The 26,000-nt window shown below is 56.9% G+C and carries 21 protein-coding genes, 5 pseudogenes and 1 other annotated feature; of the genes and pseudogenes, 11 read left to right on the plus strand and 15 right to left on the minus strand.

What is annotated here, in order from left to right; all coding sequences use genetic code 11:
• Window positions 1-286: 286 nt before the first annotated feature.
• A complete protein-coding gene (locus PL597_RS15170; protein WP_416372235.1) occupies window positions 287-2,107 on the minus strand; it encodes a chloride channel protein in 1,821 nt (606 codons plus the stop codon).
• A 325-nt stretch (window positions 2,108-2,432) separates the two neighbouring features.
• Here PL597_RS15170 and PL597_RS15175 point away from each other — a divergent pair, with 325 nt between their 5' ends.
• On the plus strand, window positions 2,433-2,783 hold the full coding sequence (locus PL597_RS15175; RefSeq protein ID WP_271365695.1) for a MarR family winged helix-turn-helix transcriptional regulator: 351 nt from the start codon (window positions 2,433-2,435) through the stop codon (window positions 2,781-2,783).
• Window positions 2,784-2,935: 152 nt separating this feature from the next.
• On the opposite strand, the gene metB is transcribed toward PL597_RS15175, so the two are convergent.
• Window positions 2,936-4,105: a cystathionine gamma-synthase gene (metB, locus tag PL597_RS15180; RefSeq protein WP_271365578.1), complete on the minus strand. Its 1,170-nt coding sequence runs from the start codon at window positions 4,103-4,105 to the stop codon at window positions 2,936-2,938.
• Window positions 4,106-4,323: 218 nt separating this feature from the next.
• Between metB and PL597_RS15185 the strand changes: the two genes are divergently transcribed.
• Window positions 4,324-4,605 carry a DUF6522 family protein gene (locus tag PL597_RS15185; protein WP_244635064.1) on the plus strand — a complete coding sequence of 94 codons (282 nt, stop codon included), beginning with the start codon at window positions 4,324-4,326 and terminating at the stop codon, window positions 4,603-4,605.
• Window positions 4,606-4,694: 89 nt separating this feature from the next.
• Complete coding sequence (locus PL597_RS15190; protein ID WP_271365580.1) at window positions 4,695-5,159, plus strand: group III truncated hemoglobin; 465 nt, start codon at window positions 4,695-4,697, stop codon at window positions 5,157-5,159.
• 341 nt (window positions 5,160-5,500) lie between these two features.
• Here PL597_RS15190 and PL597_RS15195 read toward each other — a convergent pair whose 3' ends face one another.
• Window positions 5,501-5,827: a hypothetical protein gene (locus PL597_RS15195; RefSeq protein WP_271365581.1), complete on the minus strand. Its 327-nt coding sequence runs from the start codon at window positions 5,825-5,827 to the stop codon at window positions 5,501-5,503.
• 3 nt (window positions 5,828-5,830) lie between these two features.
• On the minus strand, window positions 5,831-6,535 hold the full coding sequence (locus PL597_RS15200; protein WP_271365582.1) for a 5-formyltetrahydrofolate cyclo-ligase: 705 nt from the start codon (window positions 6,533-6,535) through the stop codon (window positions 5,831-5,833).
• A gap of 106 nt (window positions 6,536-6,641) precedes the next feature.
• On the opposite strand from PL597_RS15200, the gene PL597_RS15205 reads away from it, so the two are divergent.
• Together PL597_RS15205 and PL597_RS15210 are read left to right on the plus strand one after the other, a co-directional pair.
• Window positions 6,642-7,541: a LysR substrate-binding domain-containing protein gene (locus tag PL597_RS15205; RefSeq protein ID WP_271365583.1), complete on the plus strand. Its 900-nt coding sequence runs from the start codon at window positions 6,642-6,644 to the stop codon at window positions 7,539-7,541.
• Between the two features lie 33 nt (window positions 7,542-7,574).
• Complete coding sequence (locus tag PL597_RS15210) at window positions 7,575-8,702, plus strand: HPP family protein (RefSeq protein ID WP_271365584.1); 1,128 nt, start codon at window positions 7,575-7,577, stop codon at window positions 8,700-8,702.
• Window positions 8,703-8,800: 98 nt separating this feature from the next.
• Here the strand turns inward: PL597_RS15210 and PL597_RS15215 are convergent, their stop codons facing one another.
• From PL597_RS15215 to PL597_RS15235, 5 genes and pseudogenes are all read right to left on the minus strand, one after another.
• Window positions 8,801-9,112, minus strand: coding sequence for a hypothetical protein (locus PL597_RS15215; RefSeq protein ID WP_271365696.1), 312 nt, complete (start codon window positions 9,110-9,112; stop codon window positions 8,801-8,803).
• A 245-nt stretch (window positions 9,113-9,357) separates the two neighbouring features.
• Window positions 9,358-10,185: a pseudouridine synthase gene (locus PL597_RS15220; protein WP_271365697.1), complete on the minus strand. Its 828-nt coding sequence runs from the start codon at window positions 10,183-10,185 to the stop codon at window positions 9,358-9,360.
• A gap of 345 nt (window positions 10,186-10,530) precedes the next feature.
• Window positions 10,531-11,424 carry an IS481 family transposase gene (locus PL597_RS15225; protein WP_271365586.1) on the minus strand — a complete coding sequence of 298 codons (894 nt, stop codon included), beginning with the start codon at window positions 11,422-11,424 and terminating at the stop codon, window positions 10,531-10,533.
• A 59-nt stretch (window positions 11,425-11,483) separates the two neighbouring features.
• A pseudogene (gene gdhA / locus PL597_RS15230) lies at window positions 11,484-12,796 on the minus strand (NADP-specific glutamate dehydrogenase).
• Window positions 12,797-12,941: 145 nt separating this feature from the next.
• A pseudogene (locus PL597_RS15235) lies at window positions 12,942-13,343 on the minus strand (Tn3 family transposase); the annotation flags it as partial.
• Between the two features lie 47 nt (window positions 13,344-13,390).
• Between PL597_RS15235 and PL597_RS15240 the strand changes: the two are divergent.
• The 3 genes and pseudogenes from PL597_RS15240 to PL597_RS15250 all read left to right on the plus strand — a co-directional run.
• Window positions 13,391-13,698: pseudogene (locus PL597_RS15240) on the plus strand (transposase); the annotation flags it as partial.
• Window positions 13,699-13,901: 203 nt separating this feature from the next.
• Window positions 13,902-14,867: an IS110 family transposase gene (locus tag PL597_RS15245; RefSeq protein ID WP_271365587.1), complete on the plus strand. Its 966-nt coding sequence runs from the start codon at window positions 13,902-13,904 to the stop codon at window positions 14,865-14,867.
• Window positions 14,831-14,946 (plus strand) — a sequence feature (AL1L pseudoknot). Its footprint overlaps the gene before it by 37 nt.
• Window positions 14,854-15,777: pseudogene (locus tag PL597_RS15250) on the plus strand (IS3 family transposase); the annotation flags it as partial. It overlaps the preceding feature by 93 nt. The gene PL597_RS15245 and the pseudogene PL597_RS15250, both read left to right, overlap by 14 nt.
• A 39-nt stretch (window positions 15,778-15,816) precedes the next feature.
• On the opposite strand, the pseudogene PL597_RS15255 reads toward PL597_RS15250, so the two are convergent.
• Window positions 15,817-18,396, minus strand: a pseudogene (locus PL597_RS15255) (Tn3 family transposase); the annotation flags it as partial.
• A gap of 494 nt (window positions 18,397-18,890) precedes the next feature.
• Complete coding sequence (locus PL597_RS15265; RefSeq protein ID WP_037094454.1) at window positions 18,891-19,343, minus strand: MarR family winged helix-turn-helix transcriptional regulator; 453 nt, start codon at window positions 19,341-19,343, stop codon at window positions 18,891-18,893.
• Between the two features lie 127 nt (window positions 19,344-19,470).
• Here PL597_RS15265 and PL597_RS15270 point away from each other — a divergent pair, with 127 nt between their 5' ends.
• Together PL597_RS15270 and PL597_RS15275 are read left to right on the plus strand one after the other, a co-directional pair.
• Entirely contained in the window at window positions 19,471-20,292 is an 822-nt protein-coding gene (locus PL597_RS15270; protein WP_271365591.1) for an alpha/beta fold hydrolase, read from the plus strand.
• A 72-nt stretch (window positions 20,293-20,364) separates the two neighbouring features.
• Window positions 20,365-21,132: an alpha/beta fold hydrolase gene (locus PL597_RS15275; RefSeq protein ID WP_271365592.1), complete on the plus strand. Its 768-nt coding sequence runs from the start codon at window positions 20,365-20,367 to the stop codon at window positions 21,130-21,132.
• A gap of 187 nt (window positions 21,133-21,319) precedes the next feature.
• Here the strand turns inward: PL597_RS15275 and PL597_RS15280 are convergent, their stop codons facing one another.
• From PL597_RS15280 to PL597_RS15295, 4 genes are all read right to left on the minus strand, one after another.
• A complete protein-coding gene (locus tag PL597_RS15280; RefSeq protein WP_197496965.1) occupies window positions 21,320-21,592 on the minus strand; it encodes a hypothetical protein in 273 nt (90 codons plus the stop codon).
• Between the two features lie 302 nt (window positions 21,593-21,894).
• A complete protein-coding gene (locus tag PL597_RS15285) occupies window positions 21,895-22,848 on the minus strand; it encodes an isoaspartyl peptidase/L-asparaginase family protein (protein ID WP_271365594.1) in 954 nt (317 codons plus the stop codon).
• Between the two features lie 58 nt (window positions 22,849-22,906).
• A complete protein-coding gene (locus tag PL597_RS15290; RefSeq protein ID WP_107341815.1) occupies window positions 22,907-24,499 on the minus strand; it encodes an ABC transporter substrate-binding protein in 1,593 nt (530 codons plus the stop codon).
• Window positions 24,496-25,059 (minus strand): MarR family winged helix-turn-helix transcriptional regulator, encoded by a 564-nt coding sequence (locus tag PL597_RS15295; protein ID WP_234823842.1) that lies wholly within the window; start codon window positions 25,057-25,059, stop codon window positions 24,496-24,498. Before PL597_RS15295 ends, PL597_RS15290 begins: the two co-directional genes overlap by 4 nt.
• 190 nt (window positions 25,060-25,249) lie before the next feature.
• Between PL597_RS15295 and PL597_RS15300 the strand changes: the two genes are divergently transcribed.
• Window positions 25,250-25,966, plus strand: coding sequence for a creatininase family protein (locus tag PL597_RS15300; protein ID WP_333781947.1), 717 nt, complete (start codon window positions 25,250-25,252; stop codon window positions 25,964-25,966).
• Window positions 25,967-26,000: the final 34 nt, after the last annotated feature.

The raw sequence follows: 26,000 nt of genomic DNA on the forward strand, positions 1-26,000 counted from the left end.
GCTTGCCAAGCCGGATATAGAGCTCAACCGCTCGAAGTCTGTCTGCGTAGGAATACATGAACTACCTCCTTGGTGGTCCAAGTTTTCGTCCGCACCCCCTTATGCGCCTAACCGGCTCAGTTCTGCGTGGAAACCAACACATTTCCTCTCCCGGAGAGCCGAGCAAGCAGCAAAGAGATGCTCGTCGATAGAGTCATGCCTTCGTCACGGCCGGATGTGAGCTTACTTGCTTCCGAGCGCATCGAGAAATCTCCAGTCAGTCAAGATTTCAACACCGACCAGCATCCTAAGTGGGATCCTGCGCTTGCGGCACGGATCCAAAATAAGGACGGCGCTCCAGTTCCGAGGATTGAAGCGCGCTTCTCAGACGCAACAGATCTTTACGCGCGATCAGGCCCACTAGCTCGCCAGAAGCCCGATCGACGATCGGAATACGACCAGTTTCCGCGGCGAGCATAAGGTCTGCGATGAAGGCAACCGTATCATCGGTGTGGCCCACTGGAATTGACCCGTCGGAAACCCGGTCTGCCAGAGTTTGATCCGCAAGCTCCTCGTCTCCCTGCCAGCGAAGTGCGTCGGCACGAGACACGACGCCGACCAATGCGCCATCAGCTTCAACGACCGGATAGATCCGATGCGTCTTCTCGCCGGAGGACAGGAAGTCGCAGGCTGCTCTGATGGTCATGGAGGCAGGCAAGGTATCGACCTTACGAACCATGATGTCAGCAGCGCGGGTGAATTCAAAGGGGTCGATCCCATATTCGCGCGTGATGTGCTGGCCACGACGTGCGATCTTTTCGGTCAGAATCGAGCGGCGCAGCAATAGTACTGTCACCGCATATGCGGTAACAGTAGCTGCAAGCAGAGGCACAAGAGTGCTGATGTCGCCCGTGATCTCGACGGCGAAGAACGTTCCAGTCAAAGGCGCCCGCATTGTCCCACCCATCATCGCAGCCATGCCGAGGAGCGCCCAAAACCCGGGGTCCCCGGGGAAAAAAAGACCGACGAGCCAGCCCAACGTACCTCCGAGAATGAGGAGGGGAGCAAGCACGCCGCCAGAGGTTCCCGACGACAACGCGACAAGCCATATGCCAGCCTTGACGAGAAGGATCGCAAGGACTGCCTTCGCGATGATGTGGCTTGAGAGCAAATCCGAGATTATGTCGTAACCGACGCCGAGCGCGCGTGGTTCGATCAGGCCCCCTAGTCCGACAATCAAGCCCCCGAGGGCTGGCCACCACATCCAATGAATCGGGAGCCGTTCGAAGGCATCTTCGATTTTATAGAGCAGAGTCGTCAGGACGCCGGACTGAAGGCCTGATATGATGCCCATCGCCGCACACAGGATTATACCCCACCAAGGAAGATGGACCTGGAAATTGGTCGGAAAGAGCGGACCTTGATCAAAAAGGAATGGCCGCCAGCAGATCGACACGCATGCCGCCACTGCCACCGGAATGAAGCTTCGCGGTTTCCATTCGAACAACAGCAATTCGACTGCGAGCATCACCGCCGTAATAGGCGAGCCGAAAATTGCCGTCATGCCCGCTGCGGCACCAGCGACCAGCAGCGTTTTACGTTCAGCCGCACTCATATGGAAGAATTGGGCAAATAAAGAACCGATAGCGCCACCCGTCATGATGATTGGGCCCTCAGCGCCGAACGGTCCGCCAGTTCCGATCGAAATCGCTGAGGAGAGCGGCTTTAACACCGCAACCTTGGGCGACATGCGGCTGCCTCCGATCAGGATGGCCTCGATCGCTTCGGGAATACCGTGACCGCGGATTTTCTCGGAACCAAAGCGCGCCATCAAACCGATGATCAGCCCACCGACCACAGGCGTTGCCACCATCCAGAGAGATCGGGGGGCATTTGCCAGGGATGATGGCTCGGTGCTGAAGTGCCCGAACCAGACGATGTTTGTCACAAGTGCTATCAGATTGACGAGTACCCACGCAGCCAACGCTCCTCCTGTACCGACGATGATCGCCATGCCGATCAACAGAAGAACGCGCTTGTCCGTTGTGAAGTCACCGGCTTCCCGCCGGGCAAGCCCACCGGTGAAATCATGTTGGCGATGCGGCGGTCTTGTTTCAGGATTTATCAACGCGAATTCTCCGGCCCCGGCTGCACTTCAGCGCGGTTACATTATGTCATCGATGCGCAAATATATCGTGATACGATATAAATCAATGATTTTGTCGAGCTGGGATTTTCGTCGTCATGACTAAAAAAGAATGGGAAACCTTGTCGCCGGGAGCCATTGGTGTCCGAGCCTTTACCCGAGACGGACTAGAGCAGATCATGGGACGGCATAGAGGGTGCCGGATGAGTTCAACGAAACGGAGAGATGGTGAGAAGTGAATAAAGATACCCTGAGCGATAGTGACTATGAGGCACTCGCCAACCTGCGTTTCACACTGCGAAAGTTTATGAATTTCAGCACATGCGCTGCCCAGGATGAAGGCCTCCCAGGCCAGCAGCACCAGGCATTGCTTGTAATCAAGGGACATACTTTAGATGACCCTATGACGATTGGAGTGCTGGCGAGCCGGCTACTGATTGCGCCGCACTCGGCAACTGAGCTTGTAGGTCGCCTGAGCGCCGCCGGTCTGGTGACCCGAAAGTCCGACCCCACGGACAAGCGACGACAGACATTGGAGTTAACTGAAAAGGCCGACGCGGTGCTGCTGCGGTTAAGTGCAGCTCATCTCAAGGAAGTGCGCGATATGGCCCCTGAACTCATAACGATCCTTCAGCGTCTGCAAAACGACTTTAAATGAGGTCCCAACGGGCGTGGTGCGGAAACCCAACGTTGCGCCGACCATAATTTGGGATGGGGCAGCACGTGGCAGAATGCCGTTGAGGTGGAAATTCGATCTGTCGCCAACGCCACTTTCTGATTGTCAGAAGCGCCGACAATTACTTTTCAAATTCAGGTTTGTTTCCGAGAGCTGGTCCCTGTGGCGGCCAGACTGCACGCAAGATCGGATATTAGGTCCTGCTCTGCTTCCAGGCCAATCGAAACCCGCAGCAGGCTGTCATTGATCCCTGCAGCCAGACGGGCTTCCTCACCCATTCCGGCGTGGGTCATGGTCGTTGGATGGGCGATCAGACTTTCCACGCCGCCGAGCGACTCGGCGAGAGTGAAGACTCTTAATGCAGTGACGAAGCTGCGCACCGCCTCCAAGCCTCCCTCCAGTTCAAAACTCAGCATGGCACCGAAACCTTTTTGCTGGCGCAGTGCAAGTTCTCTGCCTGGATGGGTAGCCAAGCTTGGGTAGTGGACCACACGGACCTCAGGCCGTCGATCAAGGAATTCTGCCACGGCAGCGGCGGTCTTTTGCTGTTGTTCGATCCGCGGGAAGAGGGTTCTGATGCCGCGTAGTGTCAGGTAGGAATCAAAGGGCGATCCTGTGACGCCGATGAGGTTCGCCCAGTCTTTAAGTTCTTCTACATCGCGGGAGTTGGCGGCTATAACCGCGCCGCCAACGACGTCGGAGTGACCATTCAGATACTTTGTTGTCGAGTGAACAACGAAATCGGCTCCCAGCGCAATGGGCTGTTGTAGCGCAGGCGACAGGAAGGTGTTGTCAACGACAAGACGGGCGTTGGCGGACTTGGCGCGCTGCGCAATAGCTTTGATATCGACCACCCGCATGAGCGGATTGCTTGGAGTTTCAACCATCACCAGTGAAGCACGCCGTTGCAGGGCTGCATCAAACATGGTCGTGTCCTGCTGGTCGACGAACTCTATCTCGAAATGGCCCCGGTCGCACAGAGCCCGGAGCAGTCGGTATGTTCCGCCGTAACAGTCGTGAGGCGCAATGACGCGATCGCCGGGTTTCAAAAGGCTGAGGATGAGATTCACAGCCGCCATCCCCGACGAAGTCACGACGGCTCCTGCTCCGCCTTCAAGCTTGGCCAGCGTATCGGCGAGCAGGTCCCGTGTCGGGTTGGAGGTGCGGGAATATTCGTACGCCTGGGCGTGTTCGAATTTTTGGAACGCGAAGTTGCTGGATAGGTAGATGGGAGGCGTCACAGCACCGAAAGTGGTGTCGTCAGCAATGCCGTTCGAGGCTGCGATCGTTCTGATATCTGTCATCTGCGACTTTCCGATCCGTATTATTCATGATGTCGGTGCCACGAATGGGTCCGTGATTTCTGTTTGCCTAATTTGGAAGCTGACTGTGTTCGCGAGAGGCCAACTACTACAAATCTCCGAATGGCCGATATTAATTCTTGATATAGGAATGACAATAAGCAATCGTTCTCTCCTGGAGATTTTTTGTTGCGCCACTGGCGCTTTTTGAGGACACGAATTTGTTTGTCGAGTGCAGCCCAAACGGAGATTTCACCCTGGATTCGAGCGAGATCGCTTCCCGGTTTGGGGTGTCGCAATCGGAATTCCGCAGCTACATCCAGCGTGGTCTTGTCGCGAGCTCTGTGGAGATAGGTTCGGATGAGCATGCAGGGACAAAGCGACTGTCGCTACGCTTCGGCAATCGTCAATGGCGCGCAATCTTGGATATCGAAAATGAGGTTCAGCACGAGGAGTTGACGTTCCTTAAGGGTAGATCGTCGAAACGGTCACCGCGTCAATGACTGCCATCTTCAAAAGGAAATCTGCGCTGCGTTTGTCGATGACAGGGAGCAGGCATATGCTGCAAACAACGCAGCGCTTTGGTGGTTGAATGGAAAATGAATTGCAAGCACGGGCCGCTCACAACGCCGCAATCCGCAATCGGGCCGATGTGGAAATGCAGGCTCTCGGCATTGATCGCGCCTTGATCAGCACCTTGGTCGATACGTTTTACGCGCGTGTGCTGGAGCATCCGGAGCTCGGTCCCGTTTTCGACGCACGGCTTTCGGGACGCTGGTCGGAGCACACCCTGAAAATGAAAGGCTTCTGGTTAGCGGTCGCGTTCCACGATGGCTCCTATGGAGGGAAACCTGTTCAGGCCCATCTGGGCGTGGCTAATCTGACGCCAGATCTCTTTCCGAAATGGCTGGAACTGTTTGCCACAACGCTGGACGACGTCGTCACGAATGAGGAAGCCAAGGCATGGTTCATGGCGACGGCGCAGCGTATCGCCCGAAGCCTGACAGTTTCGTTATTTTACAATCCAGCGCTGGATGATCCTAACCGGCAGTCATAACTGGAAAAGAATTTCGCGGCTGCTCGCGCCTCGGTCGCCGAGCTCTTGCCATTTTGCCGGCGTACTCCTGGAATCGATAAGATCGGATAAATGCCTGGCTTGGAGATCGTCAGGCTGATTTTTTCTCACGCACCAGGAGAGACAGGAATGCAAGCTTGAGCCAAAAGCCGTTCTCGATCAGACCGCGTTGATCTATACTCCCACCTACCGGTGGCCGCCTTTCGCCGGAACACGATCTCCAGCCAACATAGTGTATCGTTCGCCGGCAAGACCGGGTACCAGGCTTACCAGTGCAACCAATTTCTTCTTGATGGCCTGCTGTCCATAAGCATTGTTCGCTCCTATGCTTGAATGCCATTCGGCATGGAAAAACAAACGAAAAGACACACGGCTGAGAGGGCAATGCTGATCTCATCTCGTAGATGGTCCCGCAACGGTATCGAGAGCATCAGGCCGGTCGCAAATACGAGGCTCCCGGCAATTGCTCCCAGGTTGGAATAGGCGAAGGTCACTGCCGTCAGAGCCAGGCTGGCAGCGATGGTCGTCATGACAGGGGCCTGCACAGCAAGGGCATTGTTTCTGTATAGGATCAGAAACGGGTTCCAACTGAGCGCAATGGCCGCTGTTAGACACATTGGAATGAGGGAGGTGACGCTCAGCGAACCCATCGCCTAGGCCTCAAATTTCCATGCAAAAAGAGCATCACAACCTTGACGAAACCGGATGTCTGTATCGGTGACGACCGCATCCATGGGAATGTCATGACCTTGAGGACGGATCGTCTCAATTTCCTGGAAGTCAAACCCGACGCCGATCACGACGGGCTTTGGATGAAGCACAGCGAGCGTTCGATCAAAATACCCACCTCCGAACCCGAGCCGGTAACATTGCGCGTCAAACCCGACAACCGGGGCAATGACGATATCCGGTTGGCGTTCATCACCGTGCAGCGGAACAGGGATATTCAGGACACCGCGCGTCAATTTTTCGCCAATCCGCCAGGTTCGGAACGTGAGAGGCTTGCTCTTTTCAGACACCACCGGCAACAGGCATGTGGCGCCTTGGGCTGACGCCGCTGTCAACCAGCCGCGAAGGTCGGGTTCTCCAAGAAATGGCCAGTAGAGACTGATGGTTCGCCCGGTGACTTCAGGCAAAAGTCGATCGAGATTTTGCCGGATAAGCAAGGATCTCTGCTCGCGATCGTCCGCATTGAGGCTGGCACGATGATCGATCAGACGGCGCCGCTCACCTTTGCGCCATTCTTTGACTGTTTCACCCGTGCCCTCCAATCCCATATAGGCAGGATCGACTTCGTGCATAAAACAGGCCGGAGAAGAGAAGCCATCAGGATTGTCATTCTGATTCTCGTCGCTCATCTGACATTTCTTTTCTATCTGCTGGCTTCAGGCGATCACCTTCGGCTTGCGTGATGTTCGCTCATGGAGAATAATAAGGCAATACCATTCTTCAGTGGAGACTTTTTTGGATCCGACTTCTTTGCATATTTTTCTGATCGTCGCCGACGAGACGAGCGTGACGCGCGCGGCGAAGCAGCTTGGTCGGGCACCCTCGAATATAACAACACGTATCCAGCTTCTTGAGGAGCAAGTTGGCGCCTTGCTGTTCAGCCGGGAGGGAAAGAAGATGACCCTGACCCGGGAAGGCCAAATTTTCTTGGGCTACGCGAAAAAAATGGTTGCTCTTGCCACTGAGGCTCGTCTTGCGCTCAGGAAAGAAAACCAGGGGGAGGCATTGCGGGTGGGCACGATGGAAAGCACCGCGGCAAGCCGCCTGCCGCCGGTGCTTGCAGCCTTTAATGAGGCCTGGCCACAGGTGTCATTGCGTTTGACTCTTGGCGCAACGCAGGAATTGGCAAAGGCGGTGATTGCCGACGAACTCGATTGCGCTCTCATCGCCCAACTGCCTGATCAGAAAGAATGGGCAGGGATGCTTGGGCGTGAGCAGCATCCGCTTCACGCGACCAAGGTCTTTCAGGAAGAGTTGCTTCTGATCCTGCCTTCCAACCATCCTCCGCTCCGCGACGCCGCCGACATTCGGCCGACCACTCTTGCAGCTCTTGAACCGGGTTGTACCTATCGCCGTATTGCCGAGCATTGGCTGAAGTTGGGAGCCGACGTTCCAACCGTGGAATTGACCTCCTATCACTCCATTCTCGCCCACGTTGTTGCGGGCAACGCAGTGGGTGTCATACCGCGCTCTGTCCTTGATGGCATGCACTGGGCTGCCGATATCGTTGTGCATTCCCTTGGTGCGGTCGACACACTCCTCATTTCCCGGAATGATCGGAGGTCTGATCCGCTTCGCGGATTTGAGAATATGCTTCTGACGTCAACGCCTCCGCTCTCCCTTTCTCTTTCCTGAACCCACCAACACAGTCTTTCGTCAGGTTTTCCCATGTCCCCTTCCGACCCCAAAGGAGCGGCCCAGAAGCGTGCGCTTCTGTCACTATGGCTGTTTCGACCCATTCTTGCCGGCGCAACGTTGCGCGATCGGCTGCTTGCATGCCTTGGCGCTCTGGCGGCAATCGCGCTGACAGGCCTGATTTCCAGCTACCTGCTCGGAAAGGGGGCACATTTACCGTTGATTGTCGCGCCGATGGGCGCCTCGGCTGTGCTGCTGTTTGCCGTTCCGGCAAGCCCGCTCGCCCAGCCGTGGTCGATCATCGGTGGCAATACGATTTCGGCCTTCATGGGGGTGCTTGCCGCCAGCCTGATCAGCGACCCGATCATAGCTACTGGTGTGGGCGTCTCACTGGCGATCGCGGCGATGTCCTTTACCCGGTGTCTCCATCCGCCTGGCGGGGCGGCAGCCCTGACAGCCGTCCTTGGTGGACCTGCGGTCGCAAGCTGGGGCCTGCTGTTTCCGTTCATTCCAGTTGCTCTGAATTCCTGCATCCTTGTCGCAGTGGGCCTGCTGTTCCACAAACTATCCAAGCATAACTATCCGCATGTCGCCTCGCCTACGGTGAACGGACATCTGACTGCAGACCTTCCACCAGCCGAGCGAGTGGGGTTTCGTGACGAGGATATTGACGCCGCCCTTGAGGCGCTGCACGAGACATTCGACATCGACCGCACTGACCTTGGAGTATTGCTTCGCCGTGTGGAGTACGAGGCTGTCGCCCGCTCCAATGACGGGATCAAATGTGCGGACATCATGTCGCGCGACGTCGTTGTGGCCGAAATCGATGCCGACGTCGAACAGGCGCGGGAGCTGCTTCTCAAGCACAATATCCGAACATTGCCGGTCAAGGATCGAAACGGACAACTGCTCGGTACTGTGGGTTTGAGAGAATTGGCGATGGGAGAAGGTCTCTTGAAGGAACTGATCTCTCCGCCAACGACCGCTTCGGCTGCCGATCGGGCCCTGAGCCTGCTTCCCATCCTGACGGACGGCAAAACACATGCGGTGATCGTCGTCGATGAGCAAAGCCACATTATCGGGCTGATTTCCCAGACTGACCTTTTGAGTGCCGTCGCGCGGTCGCTTCCAAAAGGGCCTCATCAGACAGCGGCGAATTAACCTTTGACCACAGCGATTTCGAAGCGCTCGAAATGGCGTCGAAGCGTGTCGAGAGAGACCAAGACGCACGCCTATCGATGAATGCGGAGCGCTGAGGATCAATGGATTGACCGGAGGCAAAGATACATCGCGAAGCTGACGACCGAGATGGCGATCGTCGTGGCGGGCTTGGAGTCGTCGAATACCAACGCAAGCCAGAGGCTGAAGGTCAGAACGATCGGTATTGCCCAGAGTTTCTGGTCCGAGACCGTGAAAGCAACCGCTGCCAAAAAGATAGCACTTGCCACCATTGTCACCGGTGCTCGTTTTTCTGCAGCGTCGCCGCCGGGAAAGTACGGCAGGAGAAACCGCCGCAGGCTCAAGCCGGTAGCGGCACTCAGTAGGAAACAAGCCATCAAAGGTTGGAACATGGTTGGTGCCGCCGAGAGATTCAAAAGTTTCCATCCCCCTGCAAACCTCATGCCATCCTAAAGTCCTGCAAATAATGCCACCACGGTAGGCATTGCGGACAGCATGGCGATTTCATCGGCGAAACGGTGCTTTTTTCGGCAAATTTCCCGTTCTCGTTCAGGCTCCGAGAATAGACGCCGATTGCTTTTCCTGTGCAGTTACATCAACCGTCACGTTTCCAGAACTCGCAGCGCCTGGATCATCTTCAGTCAAAATTCGAGTTGCCGGATATTAAGTTAGCGGCAAACACCGGCTTGGCGTCATGATGTGACATGCCAAATCGATTATTCGATGCTACGCGCTTGCGCAGTGAGGCGATTTCGGAGGAGGTGAGAGGCCTGCTGTCTCCTTTTTGTAAATCACCCAATAGCAGCGTGTCGACCGCTATCCTGACCAGTCGCAGACAGTCCAGTCCAACACCTTCCAGCATTCTGCGGATTTGCCGATATCGACCCTCGCGCAGTTCGACCTCGATCCAGGCGTTCTTGCTGCCGCGACGCAAAAGGCCGACGGAGGTGGCTCGGAGCAGTTCGCCGTCGCTGGGAATGCCAGTGATCATCTGTTGCAGCACCGATGCGCCAATTTCGCCCCCAACTTGTACGTGGTAGATTTTGGAAACATTTGTAGCAGGATCGAGAAGCCGCTGGGCGAGCACCGTGTCATTGGTAGACAACAGCAAGCCCTCGCTCGCCTTGTCCAGCCGGCCTACGGGTGAAACGAATGGCGTGCCCTGAAGCTTGAGGCAGTCGAATACCGTCGCACGGCCGGCGGGATCATCTCGCGTGGTAATCACACCGCGAGGTTTGTTCATCATGATGTAAAGCTTGGCCGGTTCCGAAACAGTTTGTCCGTCCACTGCCATTTGATCCGACATCAGATCCACCCACACCGAGGGATCCATGGCACGACGGCCATTAAGCGCCACCCGGCCCTCGGCAATCAACCGTTCGGCCTGCGTTCGCGAACAGTGGCCAAGTTTGGATAGCGCGCGCGGAAGCGTCACCCGCATACCGCGGGGTGCTGTGGTTTTCATGGTCAAGATATTAAAGCCGGAAGATTTAGCGAGAGGCGTCAGCCACCGCTATCGTTTAGGGAACTACATGATCCTGGTCCCCCGAGCGCAAACCAGGATTTACCTGCGTTCGGGCCGGGAGCCGTTTTTCGATCGCGGAGGCTCTCTAAAGGTGTGGATCAAAAGCGTTGCCATAGGAGGTCTCTGCACCGGTGGATTGTAAAAGTCGAACCTGTCGGCGCGGCATCAACGTCGGCAGGTGTCACCACTCTGTCGTCAGATGATACCGAGCGCGTCCATCGCCTCGGCCACCCGAACAAAGCCGCCTGTAATCTTCTGAAGGGCGATGAGACATCCTTATCTGGATTATAAGCGTTCTCGGAGGATTTCGTAAGGTGCCTTTCCATTGAAAGCGCCATGCGGCCTTGCAAGATTGTAGAACCTCTCCCACTCGCTGAGTTTTTGAATGAGGTCGATGTCATCTGTATAGGACAAAAGCTGATAGAACTCTTGATCATCGGTACGGTGTGACCGTTCGACTTTCCCGTTTAGTTGAGGAGACGCTGGTTTGATATAGGCGTGCCGAATGCCCTGGTCTTCGACGTGCCAGTGGAACTTGGCCTGAAACTCGTGCCCATTATCGGTTCGAATTTCGCGAATGCGGAACGGGAATTTGGCGACTACGGTGTCGATGAAGTCTATAGCGTTGGCCTGGGTGTGGCGATCATAGACCTTCAAGGCTCGGATGCGGGTGGCATCGTCGATTGCCGTGTATTGGAAACGCTTGACGATCTTACCGCTAACGTCTTCGAATTTAAGGAATTTCACGTCGACCTGTATCTGATGCCCCGGCACCCGCTGCTCGTATCTCTGAGTATGGATTTTCCTAACACGCGTACCGCCGGGAAGCCGACTGAGGCCATTTCGTTTCAGGATTCGATAGATGCAGGCATCGGAGATGGTGACGGCATGGTACCTGCTCATATACCAAGAAATGCGCATCGGACCGAGATGATATCTGGTGCGCAAATGCAAGACTTTCTCGATGACTTCTGCAGGCTTCTGGTTGGCTGGATTTTTGGGTGCGCAGGATCTGTTCTCCAGCCCGGCTTCGCCATAGCGCTCGAAAGCCGATTTCCACCGATAGAAGCTGGCTCTGCCGATACCGAAATAGCGGCATGTTTGCGAAACATCACCGTGGCGCTCGGCGTGTTGAAGAACGCGCATCTTATGTGAAACTTCCCGTCGGAATGTCATCATCGCGATTATCCTTGTGATCGAAAGTCAAAAACAAGGATGTCTCGAAGGTCCCTACTTTTCTACACAAAGCCGCCAATGTTGGCGCCGAGGACATAGTCGCCGGGCGCGCCGTATTCTTCGGCCGTCGTAGCGCATGTATCATGGATATTGTGCATGATCGTCGCTAGGCGATTTTCTGTCTGCTCGAAAGTCCAGCTATCCCGTGACGCATTTTGCTGCATTTCCAACGCCGACGTTGCGACGCCACCTGCATTGGCAGCTTGCCCGGGGCAAACAATACACCTGCTTCCTGAAAAAGTCGCACCGCTTCCGGCGTGGTTGGCATGTTGGCGCCTTCGCCGACCGCAATGACCTTGTTCCGGATGAGTGCCTTGGCATCACGTCCGGTCAATTCATTCTGGGTCGCGGACGGCATTGCGACATCGCAAGCCACGTTCCAGATGGAACCTCCCTCGACGAAACGGCTGCCAGCGGTCTTTATACCAACATATTCTGATATTCGACCGCGGCGCTCTTCCTTGATCTCTTTTACGAGGTCGAGATCGATTCCGTTTTCATCCATGACGTAGCCGCTGGAATCCGAGCATGCGACAATCTTGCCCCCGAATTCGATGACCTTTTCCATTGTATAGATGGCAACGTTGCCGGAGCCCGAGACCACCACGCGTTTGCCTTCGAAGTTGTGGCCTTTCGTCGAAAGCATCCGCTCGACAAAATAGGTCGCACCATATCCCGTCGCTTCCCTCCGCGCTTTTGAGCCGCCATGGAACAACGCCTTGCCGGTTAATACTCCCGCTTCGTAACGGTTGGTGAGGCGCTTGTACTGGCCAAACATATAGCCGATCTCCCGACCGCCGACGCCGATGTCGCCGGCGGGCACATCCGTATACTCGCCGATATGGCGATGCAGTTCAGTCATGAAGGACTGGCAAAACCGCATGATTTCGCTGTCCGAGCGACCTCGCGGATTGAAATCCGACCCGCCCTTGCCGCCGCCGATCGGCATACCCGTCAATGCGTTCTTGAAAGTTTGTTCAAAGCCAAGGAATTTGACGATGCCCACATTCACGGAAGGGTGGAAACGAATGCCCCCTTTATAGGGGCCAAGGGCAGAGTTGAACTGCACGCGGAAGCCGCGGTTGATCTGTACTTGACCCGTGTCATCGACCCAGGGCACACGAAAGATGATCTGGCGTTCGGGCTCGCAAATGCGCTCGATGAGAGCATTATCGGCATAATTGGGGTGTTTCGCGATGACGCGACCTAGGCTTTCAAGAACTTCACGGACTGCCTGATGAAATTCCAGTTCGCCGGCATTACGCTGCAGCACTTCAGCCAGGATCGGTTCAAGCTTCTCGTCCAAATGCGCCAAATCTCAATCTCCATCTGTTCGATTTTTGCTTGAATAGCAGGCGAGCGACCGGGTGACAGCTTAAAGCTTATGCAAAATGAAATGGATTTGGGGCCAGAACAAGAGGAGTGCGAAATCGTACGCTAAGGGCGAACGGAAAGAGAACTTATGCGACCCGCCGTAGCCCGGCTGGCAGACGCAGCGATCGAAATCCGTTCGGCATTTGATGTTCAGCATCCCAGGTGTAGATGCCGGTAAGGTTGATATGTTCCCAGCTGAGCGGCGAGATGTGCTTCGACAGAGTATCAGGAATATCTCGACCCGCTCGCTTCAGCTGTGTGATTGCACGGTCGAGGTAGACTGTATTCCAGTGGACGATCGCACTGACGACGAGGTTAAGACCAGAGGCGCGGAACGCCTGGCTCTCGAACGACCGGTCGCGGATTTCGCCCCGCTCGTGGAAGAACACAGCGCGTTTCAGCTTATGGGCGGCCTCGCCCTTGTTTAGACCGGCTTGGCATCTCCGCCGTAGTGCCGGACTTGAGTACCATTCGATCATAAAGAGTGAACCGCACCGGATTTACCGGAGACCCCAACTCGTGAGAAGTAGGGTCTATGACAAGCAAGACGACGAACAAATTCTCCCCTGAAGTCCGCGCCCGTGCCGTGCGTATGGTGACGGAGCATGAAGCCGAACATCCCTCCCGCTGGGCAGCGGTATCATCGATAGCGGCCAAGATCGGCTGCTCGGCGCATACCCTCCATGAATGGGTGAAGAAGGCCGAGGTCGACAGCGGCAAGCGGGCTGGCCTGCCGAGCGACGTGGCCGAGAAGATGAAGGCACTGGAGCGGGAGAACCGGGAGCTTCGTCAGGCGAACGAGATTTTGCGCAAAGCCTCGGCATATTTTGCCCAGGCGGAGCTTGTCTTATGGAATTCTTGGCTCTTGATGCAAAAAGGAGCCGCTGCCCAGCACCGCAAATTGCGGGGCAGCGGCGGGGGTGGCGTCGTGCGGAGCTTGGTCTTGCAGGACCGCGGTCGAGTTTGACGAGCCCCCGTCTTTTCTAACGACCTGAACAGATACGTGGGCTGCGGGCCCGAACGACAAGCATAGGTAGGAAGAAAAGATGGCTAAGGATACCATTGGTATTGACGTGTCGAAAGACCGTCTTGACGCATTCTGGCACTCCCGGACGGAGGCGTGCTGCTTACCCAATACGCCCGAAGGTTTTGGGCAATTGTGCGACTGGCTGGCAAAAGAGGAAGACGTTCTCATCGTCTTCGAAGCAACCGGTGCCTATCACCGGGGACTTGAGCGACATCTCAGCCTGGCAGAGCTCCCCTTCATAAAAGTCAATCCAAAGCAGGCGCGGCGTTTTGCGCAGGCCATCGGGCGACTGGCAAAGACTGATAGTGTCGACGCCAAAATGTTGGCGCGCATGGGCGTTGTGCTTGACCTGACGCCTCAAGTCGTCGAGGGCGAAGATGTTCATGATCTCAGAGAGTTGCTGACTGCCCGCCGCGCTTTGGTCAAAGATCAGGTAACCGCAAAGACGCGGCTTGCTACTGCGCTGAACCCGCTCGTACGAGAGCAACTTGGTCGCCGCATTGAAGATATCAGTGCCGATATTCAAGCGCTTGACGAGGTCATCGCCCAGATCGCCAAGCAGCGGGGTACCCTTGAAGAGCGCATCCGCCGTTTGATGACCATCCCGGGGATCGGTCGACTGACCGCGACCACCATGCTGATCGACATGCCAGAGCTTGGGTACCTCGACGGCAAGAAGATCACTGCTTTAGCAGGACTTGCGCCAATGACGCAGCAATCTGGAAAGTGGCAAGGCAAAGAGCGGATCGCCGGGGGCGGTCATCAATTCGGCGCGCGATCTACATGCCCGCACTTGTCGCCATCCGCTTCAACCGGGACCTTCACGACAAGTATCAGCAGCTACTTAAGGTCGGAAAAGCCAAGAAAGTTGCCATTACCGCCATCATGCGGCGCATCATCATTCTTGCAAACACCTTGCTGCGCGAAAGCCGGGATTGGCTGCCTGACCGCCCTTGACCAAGACAGATACTCGACCGCCCACTGAAGCGATGATTTCCTTCATCGACGAACACCGCACGGTGCTCGGGGTCGAGCCGATCTGCAGGCTGCTGCCGATTGCCCCGTCCACCTACTATGAGGTCGTTGCCAAGCGCACGGACGTGGACCGCCTGTCGGCCCGCGCCCGTCGCGACATGGCGATGAAGGTCGAGATACGCCGGGTGTTCAACGAGAACTTCCAGGTCTATGGCGTGCGGAAGGTCTGGCGACAGTTGCAGCGAGAGGGTCACGACATCGCCCGCTGCACCGTCGCTCGGCTCATGAGAATGATGGGTCTTCAAGGCATCATTCGCGGCAAGCCCGTCAAAACCACCGTGCCGGACAAGGCCGCTCCATGCCCGCTCGACCGCGTGAACCGGCAGTTCCGTGCTCCCGCACCGAACATGCTGTGGCTCTCCGATTTCACCTATGTCGCGACCTGGCAGGGCTTCGTCTACGTGGCCTTCGTGATCGATGCCTTCGCCCGGCGTATCGTAGGCTGGCGGGCAAGCCGGACGGCGCAAGCGGGTTTCGTCCTCGATGCTCTCGACCAGGCACTTCATGATCGGCGGCCCGTCCATCGCGGCGGGCTCATCCACCACTCCGACAGGGGCGTGCAATACGTGTCGATCAAGTATTCCGAACGGTTGGCAGAGGCAGGTATCGAACCTTCCGTCGGAAGCGTCGGCGATAGCTACGACAACGCTCTCGCCGAAACGATCAACGGCCTTTACAAGGCTGAGGTCATCCATCGCCGAGGACCATGGCGCAACTTCGAAGCTATGGAGTTCGCCACGCTGGAATGGGTCGATTGGTTCAACAACCGGCGTCTACTGGAGCCCATTGGAAACATTCCGCCTGCAGAGGCCGAGGAACGATACTACGCCATGCTGGACGCACCAGCATTGGCCGCATAACTTAAACCAAACGGTCTCCGGCAAAGCCGGTGCGGTTCAGAGCGACCTTTCGATACGGCCGAGTTCGCGGAGCGCCCTCGCGAGATGGCTCTGCCTTGAAGACGCGGACAGTTTCTTGAGGATCGTAGACGGCACCACGGACCGTGTCGTGATCGACGCCGCGAGATGGAGCAGGTCGTCCCAATGATCGAGGATCAGATTGGCATTAATCGGCGTCCCGATATGGTTCGACAGCGCCGGATATGCGCCGCTCTTTTCAAACGTATGGAACTTCCGGTCTTTGAGATTGCGTAGTCGCGGTGAGAACCGCTTTCCGATCAGGGCGAACAGCCCGAAGATATGATCACTGGCACCGCCCGTGTCGGTAAAGTGTTCTTGGATGTCGAGGACCGTGTCCTGATCGAAGAGCCCATCGAGCACATAGACCGCCTCGCTTTCGGTTGGACTGATGGGCAAAATACTGAAGTAGCCGTACTGATCTGACAGATGGCTATAGAATTTCGATCCTGGCACGCTGCCGTAATGCAAGTTGATGTCACCGCGCTTTGCAGCACGATCGCTCGCACGGAAGAATTGGCCATCGGACGATGACGTTGTGCCATTGCCCCAAAGGCGGGAATGCGGATGCTGGGTGTGGGACTCGGTGATGCACGCTTGCGCCGCGCGGTAAGTCTCCGATCGAGCATGGAATGCGCGCATCCAACCAATCTGATGAGCGCTGATCCCCTTGGATGCGCCCGCCATTCGCTTTGGGCCGAGGTTCGTAGCATCGGCCAGGACTCCCGCCAGCATGGCAGAGACATTTTTCGGGACGTCGCCGGTGCGAACATGCGTGAATGAATCTGCAAACCCGGTCCATTCATGCACCTCCCTTAGCAAGTCGGGAACCTCCACCAACGGATACATGTCGCTGACCTCGGCATTCAGTTCCTCGGCGGCCGGGGGGACTTCGCTGGCGGTTGGCGTGACAATCAAGGTTCCTGCCTCGAGACGAACGCCCTCGAGCTTTCCGGATCGTGCTCTGTGCGCCAAACGCGTCAGGTTGAAGTCGAGCATCTGACGCGCTTCGGCAAGCCACTGCGCGCCGTCGCTCTGGACCCCCAAACCGAGACGATCTTCGTCCTTCATCGTGATGAATGTCGACCGCGGCATCAGATGCTCATCGATGGGCCGGAAAGATCGGCTGCCAGCGACCCAGATCTCCGCAGATCTAAGCCGGTCTCGTAAAGCAGCGAGCGTCGCGATTTCGTACAGACGGCGATCGGGTTTTCCTTGTTCGAAGATAAGCCGTCGATCAGTTTGGCTGAGGTGAGTGAGCGGCACGCGATCCGGGAGTGTCCGCCGCATCTCGGCATAAAGCCGTTTCAGCAGCGCAACTGCCGCTAGAAGTGGATCGTGGCGACGCGCTGAGCGGAACGTGAAGGCTAGAAGGAACGCACCAGCATATTTGTGGACGGTCGCATATTGCTCGGCCGCTACGATCAGCGATGGCGCCTCGTTGTCGTCGACCATCGACTCGAGCTCAGGCTTCATCCGAAGCAGCCGGTCCCAGCCGACCCTTTGGTCGAGAACATCTAACGCATTCCGACCATGGTCGTTGGCAGACTGTAGGGCGGTGATCGTATCCAGAAACATGCGCAGCGCTTTGGCGGTGTTCGCTCTGCAGTCCATCTGCCGCTGCTTCTTCCGATTGTTGGCTTGCGAGAACAACTTGCCCATCAGTTTGATGAACATCGTCACAGCATCGTCCGTGAGCTTCTGGCCAAGCTTGATGACTTGAGCCACGATCAGAGCGTGGCGACGGCTGGTGTTGAAGTCGTTGGCAAGCCAGGCTGGCGTTGCGTTGCCCTCCCGGATCATCTGGTCCCACCGTCCAGATGATACGCACGCCTGCAGTTCCGAATCGATCTCCAGCCGCCGTAGAAAAGTTATCCGCTCGGTCAGCCCGACGAGGTTCGACGCAGCCGGCGCTTCTGGCGCCGAGCGCAGCCAATGAAAGCGCGTCTGGCCGATCGACGGGTCAACCTCTAACAGCCTATCCAGTGATTGAAGCCTATCGAGCGGGATGTTTTCAATCAGAGTTTTTTCTGCCCGGCGGCGAGCAATGGCACGGCCGGCAAGGCCGATGCGTTCGATCGTATCGATCGCCGGCAGAAGAGCTCCGCGTTCGCGAAGCGCGGCGACAATCGAACTGGCTATCGCAGCACCGTCGCCGGACATGGTCGCCGCTTGAACTGCCGCCAATAGCGCGACGCGGCGATCTTGCAGAGTCGCGCTTCTCGTATTCAGATAGACCATTAGCCGCGCCATATGATCCCGACGGGTTTCTTCACGACGTGCATAGAGGGCAAATTCGCCTGGAGCGGCGCCGATCTGATCAGCAACATACTTCAGCATGGCGCGAGGCGGAGTTTCTTCTGCTCCAAGCACTCGACCCGGGTATCGCATCAGACATAGCTGGATGGCAAAGCCGAGACGATTGTGATTACGTCTCCGCAGTTCAATCTCCAGGCGATCCGCCGATGACAACAAATAGTGGCGGATGAAGCTGTCCTCGTCGACTAGGATATCGAAAAGCTTCCGGCGATCTTGATCTTTGAGAAGTTTGCGCTTTGCCATCGCCCGACTCCATTAACGACCAACCTGTGTGAAGCGTTGTCGAGTCGGACCGGACAGGGAAATCAAAACTGGCGCATGTCGACGGCAATCCACAGAGATCCGGATGCTGCACATCCGATCTACAACATCGTTCCGGTTTCGTTCGGCCCTAGCGTACGATTTCGGACTGCTCTTGTTCTGACCCCAGTCGCAGCGACTGCTTTGCGCCAATAGCGGTCATGGCTGTTTTGTTATGAGGTCAATGGCCGGTCGTCGCCGGACCTAATTCGACGGCTATCCTCTCCCCGTCGAGTATGAGGTAACTCCCGCTGGAGAGCGACTGGTGTCGCTCATCGGTGCATTGGGCGAGTGGTGGGAGCGAGGTGAGGGCACTCGTGAAGAACAGTCTCCGGATCACCCTGACGTGGCCGTATTAGGAACCACCGTATCAGGTTGACGTGATAGGAGGTGGTCATCGCGTTTTCGGATTGCATCGCCTTCGCGTCCAGCCGGCTCTACGGTTTGATCTTATCACGTATGGTCTCGACTGAATCTTTGATTGCTCGCACAGTCTCGGCATCCATTCCCACAGTTTCCTCAATGCAGCGCCCAACGTCTGCAGCGTTCGTTCTCAGCTCATTTGCTTCTTGCGTCAGGTGAATCAGAACCTCGCGTTCATCCCTCGGGTTGCGGGTTCTGGTGATCAGGCCCGCCGCTTCCAGGCGCTTGAGCAACGGCGTGAGGGTGCTGGAGTCAAGAAATAGTGTCTTCCCTAGCTCCTTCACGGTTTGGCCGTCTCGATGCCAGAGCGCCATCATTACTAGATACTGGGGATAGGTCAGCCCCAACTTGTCCAGCAGTGGCCTGTAGAGCTGGGTGAAGGCATGGCTCGCCGAATACAGTGAGAAGCACAGCAATTCGGTGACTTCGGGGCTTTTGTCGGAGGCGTCAAACGGTTTCGTATTCATAGCAATCTCCTTTGGCTTAAAATAATTTGTGTACGATTTAATTGCAAGCTGTTGACAGGCGCAAAGGCAGCGGGTATATAAATCGTGTACAAACGAATTGCGTACAAATTATTATCAGAGGATTAAGATGTCTACCTTCACCACTACCGACGGGACCAACCTCTTCTACAAGGACTGGGGAACTGGCCAACCGATCCTCTTCGCCCATGGCTGGCCGCTGTCGTCGGACGCCTGGGACCAGCAGATGCTGTTCTTCAGCCAGAATGGCTTCCGGGCTATCGCCCATGACCGTCGCAGCCATGGTCGGTCCGACCAGACCTTCGATGGCAACAACATGGACCAGTATGCTGACGATCTGGCCGAACTGATCGAGGCACTTGACCTCTCCGACCTGATCCTGGTTGGCCATTCTACCGGCGGCGGTGAAGTCTCCCATTGCATCGGCCGCCATGGCACCGCACGCGTTGCCAAAGTGGTTCTCGTCGGCGCGGTTCCGCCGCTGATGCTAAAGACGGCAGACAATCCCCACGGCACGCCCATGGAAGTGTTCGACAACATCCGCGAGAACACCGCGAAGAACCGTTCCCAGTTCTTCTTCGATCTGACCATCCCCTTCTACGGCTTCAACCGGGAAGGCGTCGCTACCAATGAAGGTCTGCGGGAGAACTTCCGCCACATGGGTCTGCAGGGCGGGATCAAAGGTCAGTATGACTGCATCCGGGAGTTTTCAGAGGTTGATTATACGCAGGACCTGAAGAGCATCGACCGCCCGACGCTGATCATCCATGGCGATGACGACCAGATCGTGCCAATCGAGGCTTCGGCCCACCTGGCTGCTGAAATCGTCGCTGACGCCACCCTCAAGATCTATGCAGGCGGTTCTCATGGACTGGCAGAGACTGAGGCCGATCGCTTCAACGCTGACGTTCTCGCCTTCATCCGTAGCTGACCATCCACACTTCACCAACCCCACCACTCACCACCTATCTTCAAAACCCTCACACTGAGAGAAGGAAAAATCATGTCCAAGTTTGTTGCAAGCCTTGCCGTCGCCGGCGCTCTGGTCTCTGGTACCGCATCGGCTCAACCTGCCAAGCCCACCATCGTTCTCGTGCATGGAGCCTTTGCCGACTCCTCGAGCTGGAATGGTGTCACCAAGATCCTGCAGAAGGACGGCTACCGCGTCGTTGCCGCCGCCAATCCACTGCGCAGCGTGTCAACCGATGCTGCCTACGTCTCCGATATCGTCGCAAGCATCGAAGGCCAGGTCGTGCTTGTCGGCCATTCCTATGGTGGGCAGGTGATCACCACGGCGGCGAACGGCCGCGATAACGTCAAGTCGCTGGTCTATGTAGCCGCTTTCGCCCCGGATGAAGGTGAGGCCGCCGCTGATCTGGCCGGCAAGTTCCCCGGCGGCACACTCGGCCAAGCCCTTGCGGCGCCGGTAAAGCTTGCCGATGGCAACACCGACCTCTCCATTGATCAGGCGAAGTTCCATGAGCAGTTTGCCCATGACGTCAGCGTGGATAACGCCGCACTCATGGCAGCCGGTCAGCGACCCATCACTGAGGCTGCTCTGACGGAAAAATCCGGCAAGCCAGCTTGGAAGGCGCTGCCCTCCTACTTCATCTACGGCGATGGCGACAAGAACATCCCGGCTCAGGCACTTGGCTTCATGGCCGAGCGAGCCGGATCGAAGAACACCGTCGTTGTGGAGGCCGCCTCGCACGTCGTCATGGTCTCGCAGCCACAGGCCGTGGCAGACCTCATCGAGGAAGCGGCGCAGTAATTCTCCGACCCGTAGTAGGCCGGTCGCTCCAAGGCGATCGGCCGTTTCGCTATTTTTAAACGAGTGGCCCCGCCTGAGGGGGTAATAGGTCCGAACCGTTTTTAAGGCGGAAGCTTAGGCCGCGAAGCGCCAATTGCGGTCATTGCACGAACGGCAAACCGAATAGAAGCGGTCATCCTGCCTTTCTTTAAAGCTGTGTGATCCATTCATGTCCGGGATACATCGCCTCCAGCCAACATCGCAGGTCGGCTTTTTCCTGAACGAGGAGCTTCGGCAACGCAGCCTGGAAGTCTGCAGCATCTTTAGGCCGAATGTGTTTTGCCTTAAACAAAAGGACGAGAGCACGAGCGAGATAAGGAATTCCCGATGGTGTTTTTCGAACGACAGTCGATCTAGGCAAACGGAACGACGGGGCGCGCTTATAAATCCAGATTTCCGGGGTGCCATGTTCGATCATCATGTCTATTCGCCAGCAAGCGTTGGTCGTGTCGGCTCCCCACAATTGGTAGGTCTCTGGTCGAGGCCTCATTTCAGGTGCGAGGTAAGCAAAAATGCCGTTATGGACCTCGAACAAATCTAGCTCGGGTAACTGGGCGCGAAAAAGATCGATATCCTCGGAAAGTATGCAGAACTCCAGGTCCTCATGATCGCGGGTCTGGTAGCCTTGCCACAATTCACCAGGAAAAGGAAATGCCGGGCAATATGCCTGCTGAAGCCAATTGCAAAAAGACCTTCAGCTTCTGTCGCGGAAGGCGACGGAGCTTAAGGGCTCGCGAGCGCGAAAACTGCGCGATGCGTGGCAACAAAAAACTGGCCGTCCGGGGTAACCCAGCCACGAAACATTCCGTCAGTATTGTAAGGGGCGGCGATCGAACCATCGGCGGCGACAGCAACCAGTCCGGCACCGATGTTGTGAGGCTTGAGATCCTCCATAATAACCTTACTCGCAGCCTTCTTCAGGTTTTCGCCGAGATAGTTCATTCGGCTCGCGATCTCATGTCCGACTGCATAACGGATGAAAAACTCGCCTTTGCCTGTGCCGGAAACCGCGCAGACACCATCGCGCGCATAGGTTCCCGCTCCAACGATCGGCGTGTCTCCGATGCGGCCGACCGGCTTGTTGTTGTAGCCCCCGGTGGATGTTGCAGCAGCCAGATGGCCATCGCGGTCCAGCGCCACCGCCCCGACCGTACCGTGTTTTTCTGCCTCGCTCGCTTTGACCGCCGTCCCGGCTGCAGCATGCGCCTTCATTGCTGCCAGTGCCTTCACGCGGCGCTCGGTGGTGAAATAGTCGGGATCAACGATATCGAGGCCTTCGGCCTGTGCGAATGCGTCCGCGCTTGCGCCTCCAAGAAGAACAGCCTCGCCCTTTTCCATAACACGCCGCGCCGCCTTGATCGGATTGCGGATGCGTTTGGCGAGTGTTACGGCGCCCGCCTCCAATGTTCTTCCATCCATGATCGATGCATCGAGCTCATGCTCGCCATCGGTATTTAGCGCCGCCCCGTAACCGGCATTGAAATGCGGGCTGTTTTCCATAACGACAACGGCGGCCTGAACCGCGTCAAGCGCAGAACCGCCGGTATCCAGCACTGCCCAACCAGCCTGCAACGAGCGATGAAGGTCTGCACGGGCAGCCGCCCATTCCTCCTCACTCAGATCGAGCTTCGCCATAACCCCGCAGCCACCGTGAATGGCGAGTGCAATCCTGTTCATCGTCTGTCCCTGTCTGCGACCTGCAAAATGCCCGGCCTTTAGTTCTCGTTTCCGGTTCCTATTTTGCCGGGCGGATGTTCATTGCGAGCGTGTCTTCATCCGAACGTGGTGTGATCGTGATCGCTTTTTTCATTCCCCAGGCAGAGATGATCGAGGCAATCGAGAGGTTGGGCCGATCCGTCGATACGAGCGCGTTGGCATCCTTGAGCAGCTGCTCACGCTTCTTGGCATCCATCTCTACGGCAGCGTCCTCGATCAGCTTGTCCATCGCGGGATTGGAGTAACCGCGGATGTTGAAGGCGCCGAACTTCGTTGCCGGATCGTTGGTGTGGACGAGCGAGGACAGCGTGTAGTTCGCTTCACCCGTCAGCGTGCCCCAGCCTGACATGGTCAGCGAATAATCGCCGCGGGTGTTTGCAGGGAAATAGACCGCGCCCGGCTGTGCATTGGCTTCGACCTGAATGCCGATCGCGGTCAGCATTTGGGCAATCGTCGTGCCGGTATCCCTGTCACCGGGCAAGCGGTCGTTGGTGAAGCTGAACACGACTTTGAACCCGTCCGGATAACCGGCTTCGGCCAGCAGCTTCTTGGCCTTCTCAACATCCGACGCCGGCGCCTTCACATCCGGATTGTAACCGAAGATATTGGGCGTCACGAGCTGCGACTGCACGGTCCCCATGCCTTCCATGGCGATCTCGGTGATCGTTTCGCGATCGATGGCGAGATCGAAAGCCTCACGAACCTTCGGGTCGAGGAAGGGGTTTTTCGGCAGCGGCGAACCGTCCTTGGCCGTGACCTGCGGCGGCTTTTCGCGGAAGTCGAAGGCGATATTGAACAGGTAGACGCTATCCTGGCGAACGATGCTGAGCTTGCTATCGGTCTCTAGCGTCGGCACGTCCGACGCGGGAATGCGGGCGATCAGATCTACCTGCCCGGCCTTCAACTGTGCAACGCGGGCGGCATCATTCGGGATTTCCTTGCGGATGACCTTATCCCATGGCTCCTTGCCGCCCCAGTAGCCCTCGAAGCTTTCCAGCACGAGCTGTTCCTTCGGCGTCCATGAGACGAACTTGTAGGGACCGGTGCCGATCGCCGCCTTGCCCGAGTTGAAGCCTTCAGCCGCTTTTTCAGCGCTGTCGGAATAATCCTTGGCAGCGACATGCGACACGACGAAGAGACGAATGAAATCGTTCGGCAGGTTCGGCGCCGGGCCATCGGTCTTTACCCGGATCGTGTAGGGATCGACGATCTCGGTGCCGGCAACGCGGCGGACATAGATGGTGGTCGGGTTGGGACCGGCGACCTTCGGAATGCGCTCGATCGAGAACTTGACGTCTTCCGCGGTGAAATCGGAACCGTCATGGAATTTCACGCCCTGGCGCAGCTTGAATTCCCAGGTAGTGTCGTCGATCGCCGTCCAGGACGTGGCAAGGCCCGGTTCCAGTTCAAGATTGTTGCCCGACTTGATCAAAGAATCGTAGATATGCTTCATCGCTTCGGCATGAGTTCCGGCTGCGGTGAAGTCTGGATCGATGGACAACGGGCCTGCCCGCACGCCGATTGTCAGATCGGCCGCGATAGCTGCGCCGGAAACACCGCCGAGCAGCACTGCCGCCAGCGTAAGAGTGCGAAATGTCTTGGAAATAATCATTCTCCGTTCTCCTCTATATTTGTTATTGATGGCCAATTGGGGGAATCCACGACAATCTTGGCGAGCAGTTCCGACAGCATCAGCTGTTCGGCTGGCGTCAGCGCGGAGGTCATGACCTTTTCCCGCTCCACCATCGGCTGCATGGCCTGATCGACGATGCGTTTGCCTTCGTCCGTGATGTAGAGGACGAAGCTTCTCAAGTCCGCCTGGTCGATCTCGCGGCGGATGATGTTCTTGTCGATCAGCTTCTGGATCGCCCGGCTGATCGTATTCTTGGGGAAGCCCGAGGAACTGCAGATGGCGCTTGCCGTCAGCCCGTCAGACAGGCCAAGCGAATAGAGCACGACGAATTCGGGACGTGGCAGCCCGTGCTCCTTCTCGATCCGGCGATAGATCGGCTCATTGAATTGCAGCGCCAGAAAATTGATGCGGAACGAAAGCCAGCAGGGATTTTGCCAGAGCTTGACGGAGACGATGTCTTCAACCCGTCGATTTCCGGCAGCCGCCAGCCCACCTTCCCGCAACAGATTATCCAGCGCCTTTTCGTCTGTTTCGCCCACGCTTCGACTTCCCGCTCAATTTCAAATTAGTCCCATGTGGAACTTGACACCGCATTAATTGGCTGTCAATTTCTTTTTTTAGTACCGTATGGAACTTTGCACTTCCCTGAACAAAGGGATGCAAAGCACAAAATTTGTGCGCCTCGGCCGTTTTCCGCAACTTCTTTGCGCATATGGACCGAACCTAGGAATGGAGATTGTTGAAGTGAAGATCGCGGACATGAACTGGATGCAAGTGGAGGCGCGAGCTGCCGGTGACGATCGCTGCATCCTGCCTATCGGAAGCGTCGAGCAACATGCTTATTTGAGCCTCGCGACCGACACGATCCTGGCGGAAAAAGTCTCCGTCGACGCGGCCGAACCGCTGGGTGTTCCGGTCTTTCCGGCAATACCTTACGGTCTTGCCTCCTCCTTCGCGAGCTTCCCCGGCACGCTGACCCTGTCGCTTGCGACCTATATCGGCGTCATCCGCGATCTTCTCGACAGCATGTATCGTTCCGGCTTCCGCCGGATCCTCGTGGTCAACGGCCACGGCGGCAACACGCCGGCAACGACGGTGATTTCCGAATGGCTGAACGACCATCCGGACGCATCGGTGAAATTCCACGACTGGTGGCGCGCGCCGAAAACGATGGCGAAAGTCCTCGAAACCGATCCGGCCGCCTCGCACGCATCCTGGATGGAAAATTTCCCATGGACGCGCACCGACGATCCGCGCCAGCCATCGACACAGAAACCGCGGGTCGATTTTGCAGCGCTTGCGCGGGTCGACACCGCCCGCAAGCGCACGCTTCTCGGAGATGGCAACTATCACGGCCTCTACCAGCGCCTGGACGAGGACATGCTGGCGATCTGGGAAGTCGCGGTCGAAGAGACCCGCGAGCTTCTGGAAAACGACTGGCACTGAACGCCACCATCAACGGCGCGCGAATGCGCGCCGC

The sequence above is a fragment of the Agrobacterium sp. ST15.13.013 genome (genome assembly GCF_027956525.1).
Taxonomy (GTDB): domain Bacteria; phylum Pseudomonadota; class Alphaproteobacteria; order Rhizobiales; family Rhizobiaceae; genus Agrobacterium; species Agrobacterium salinitolerans.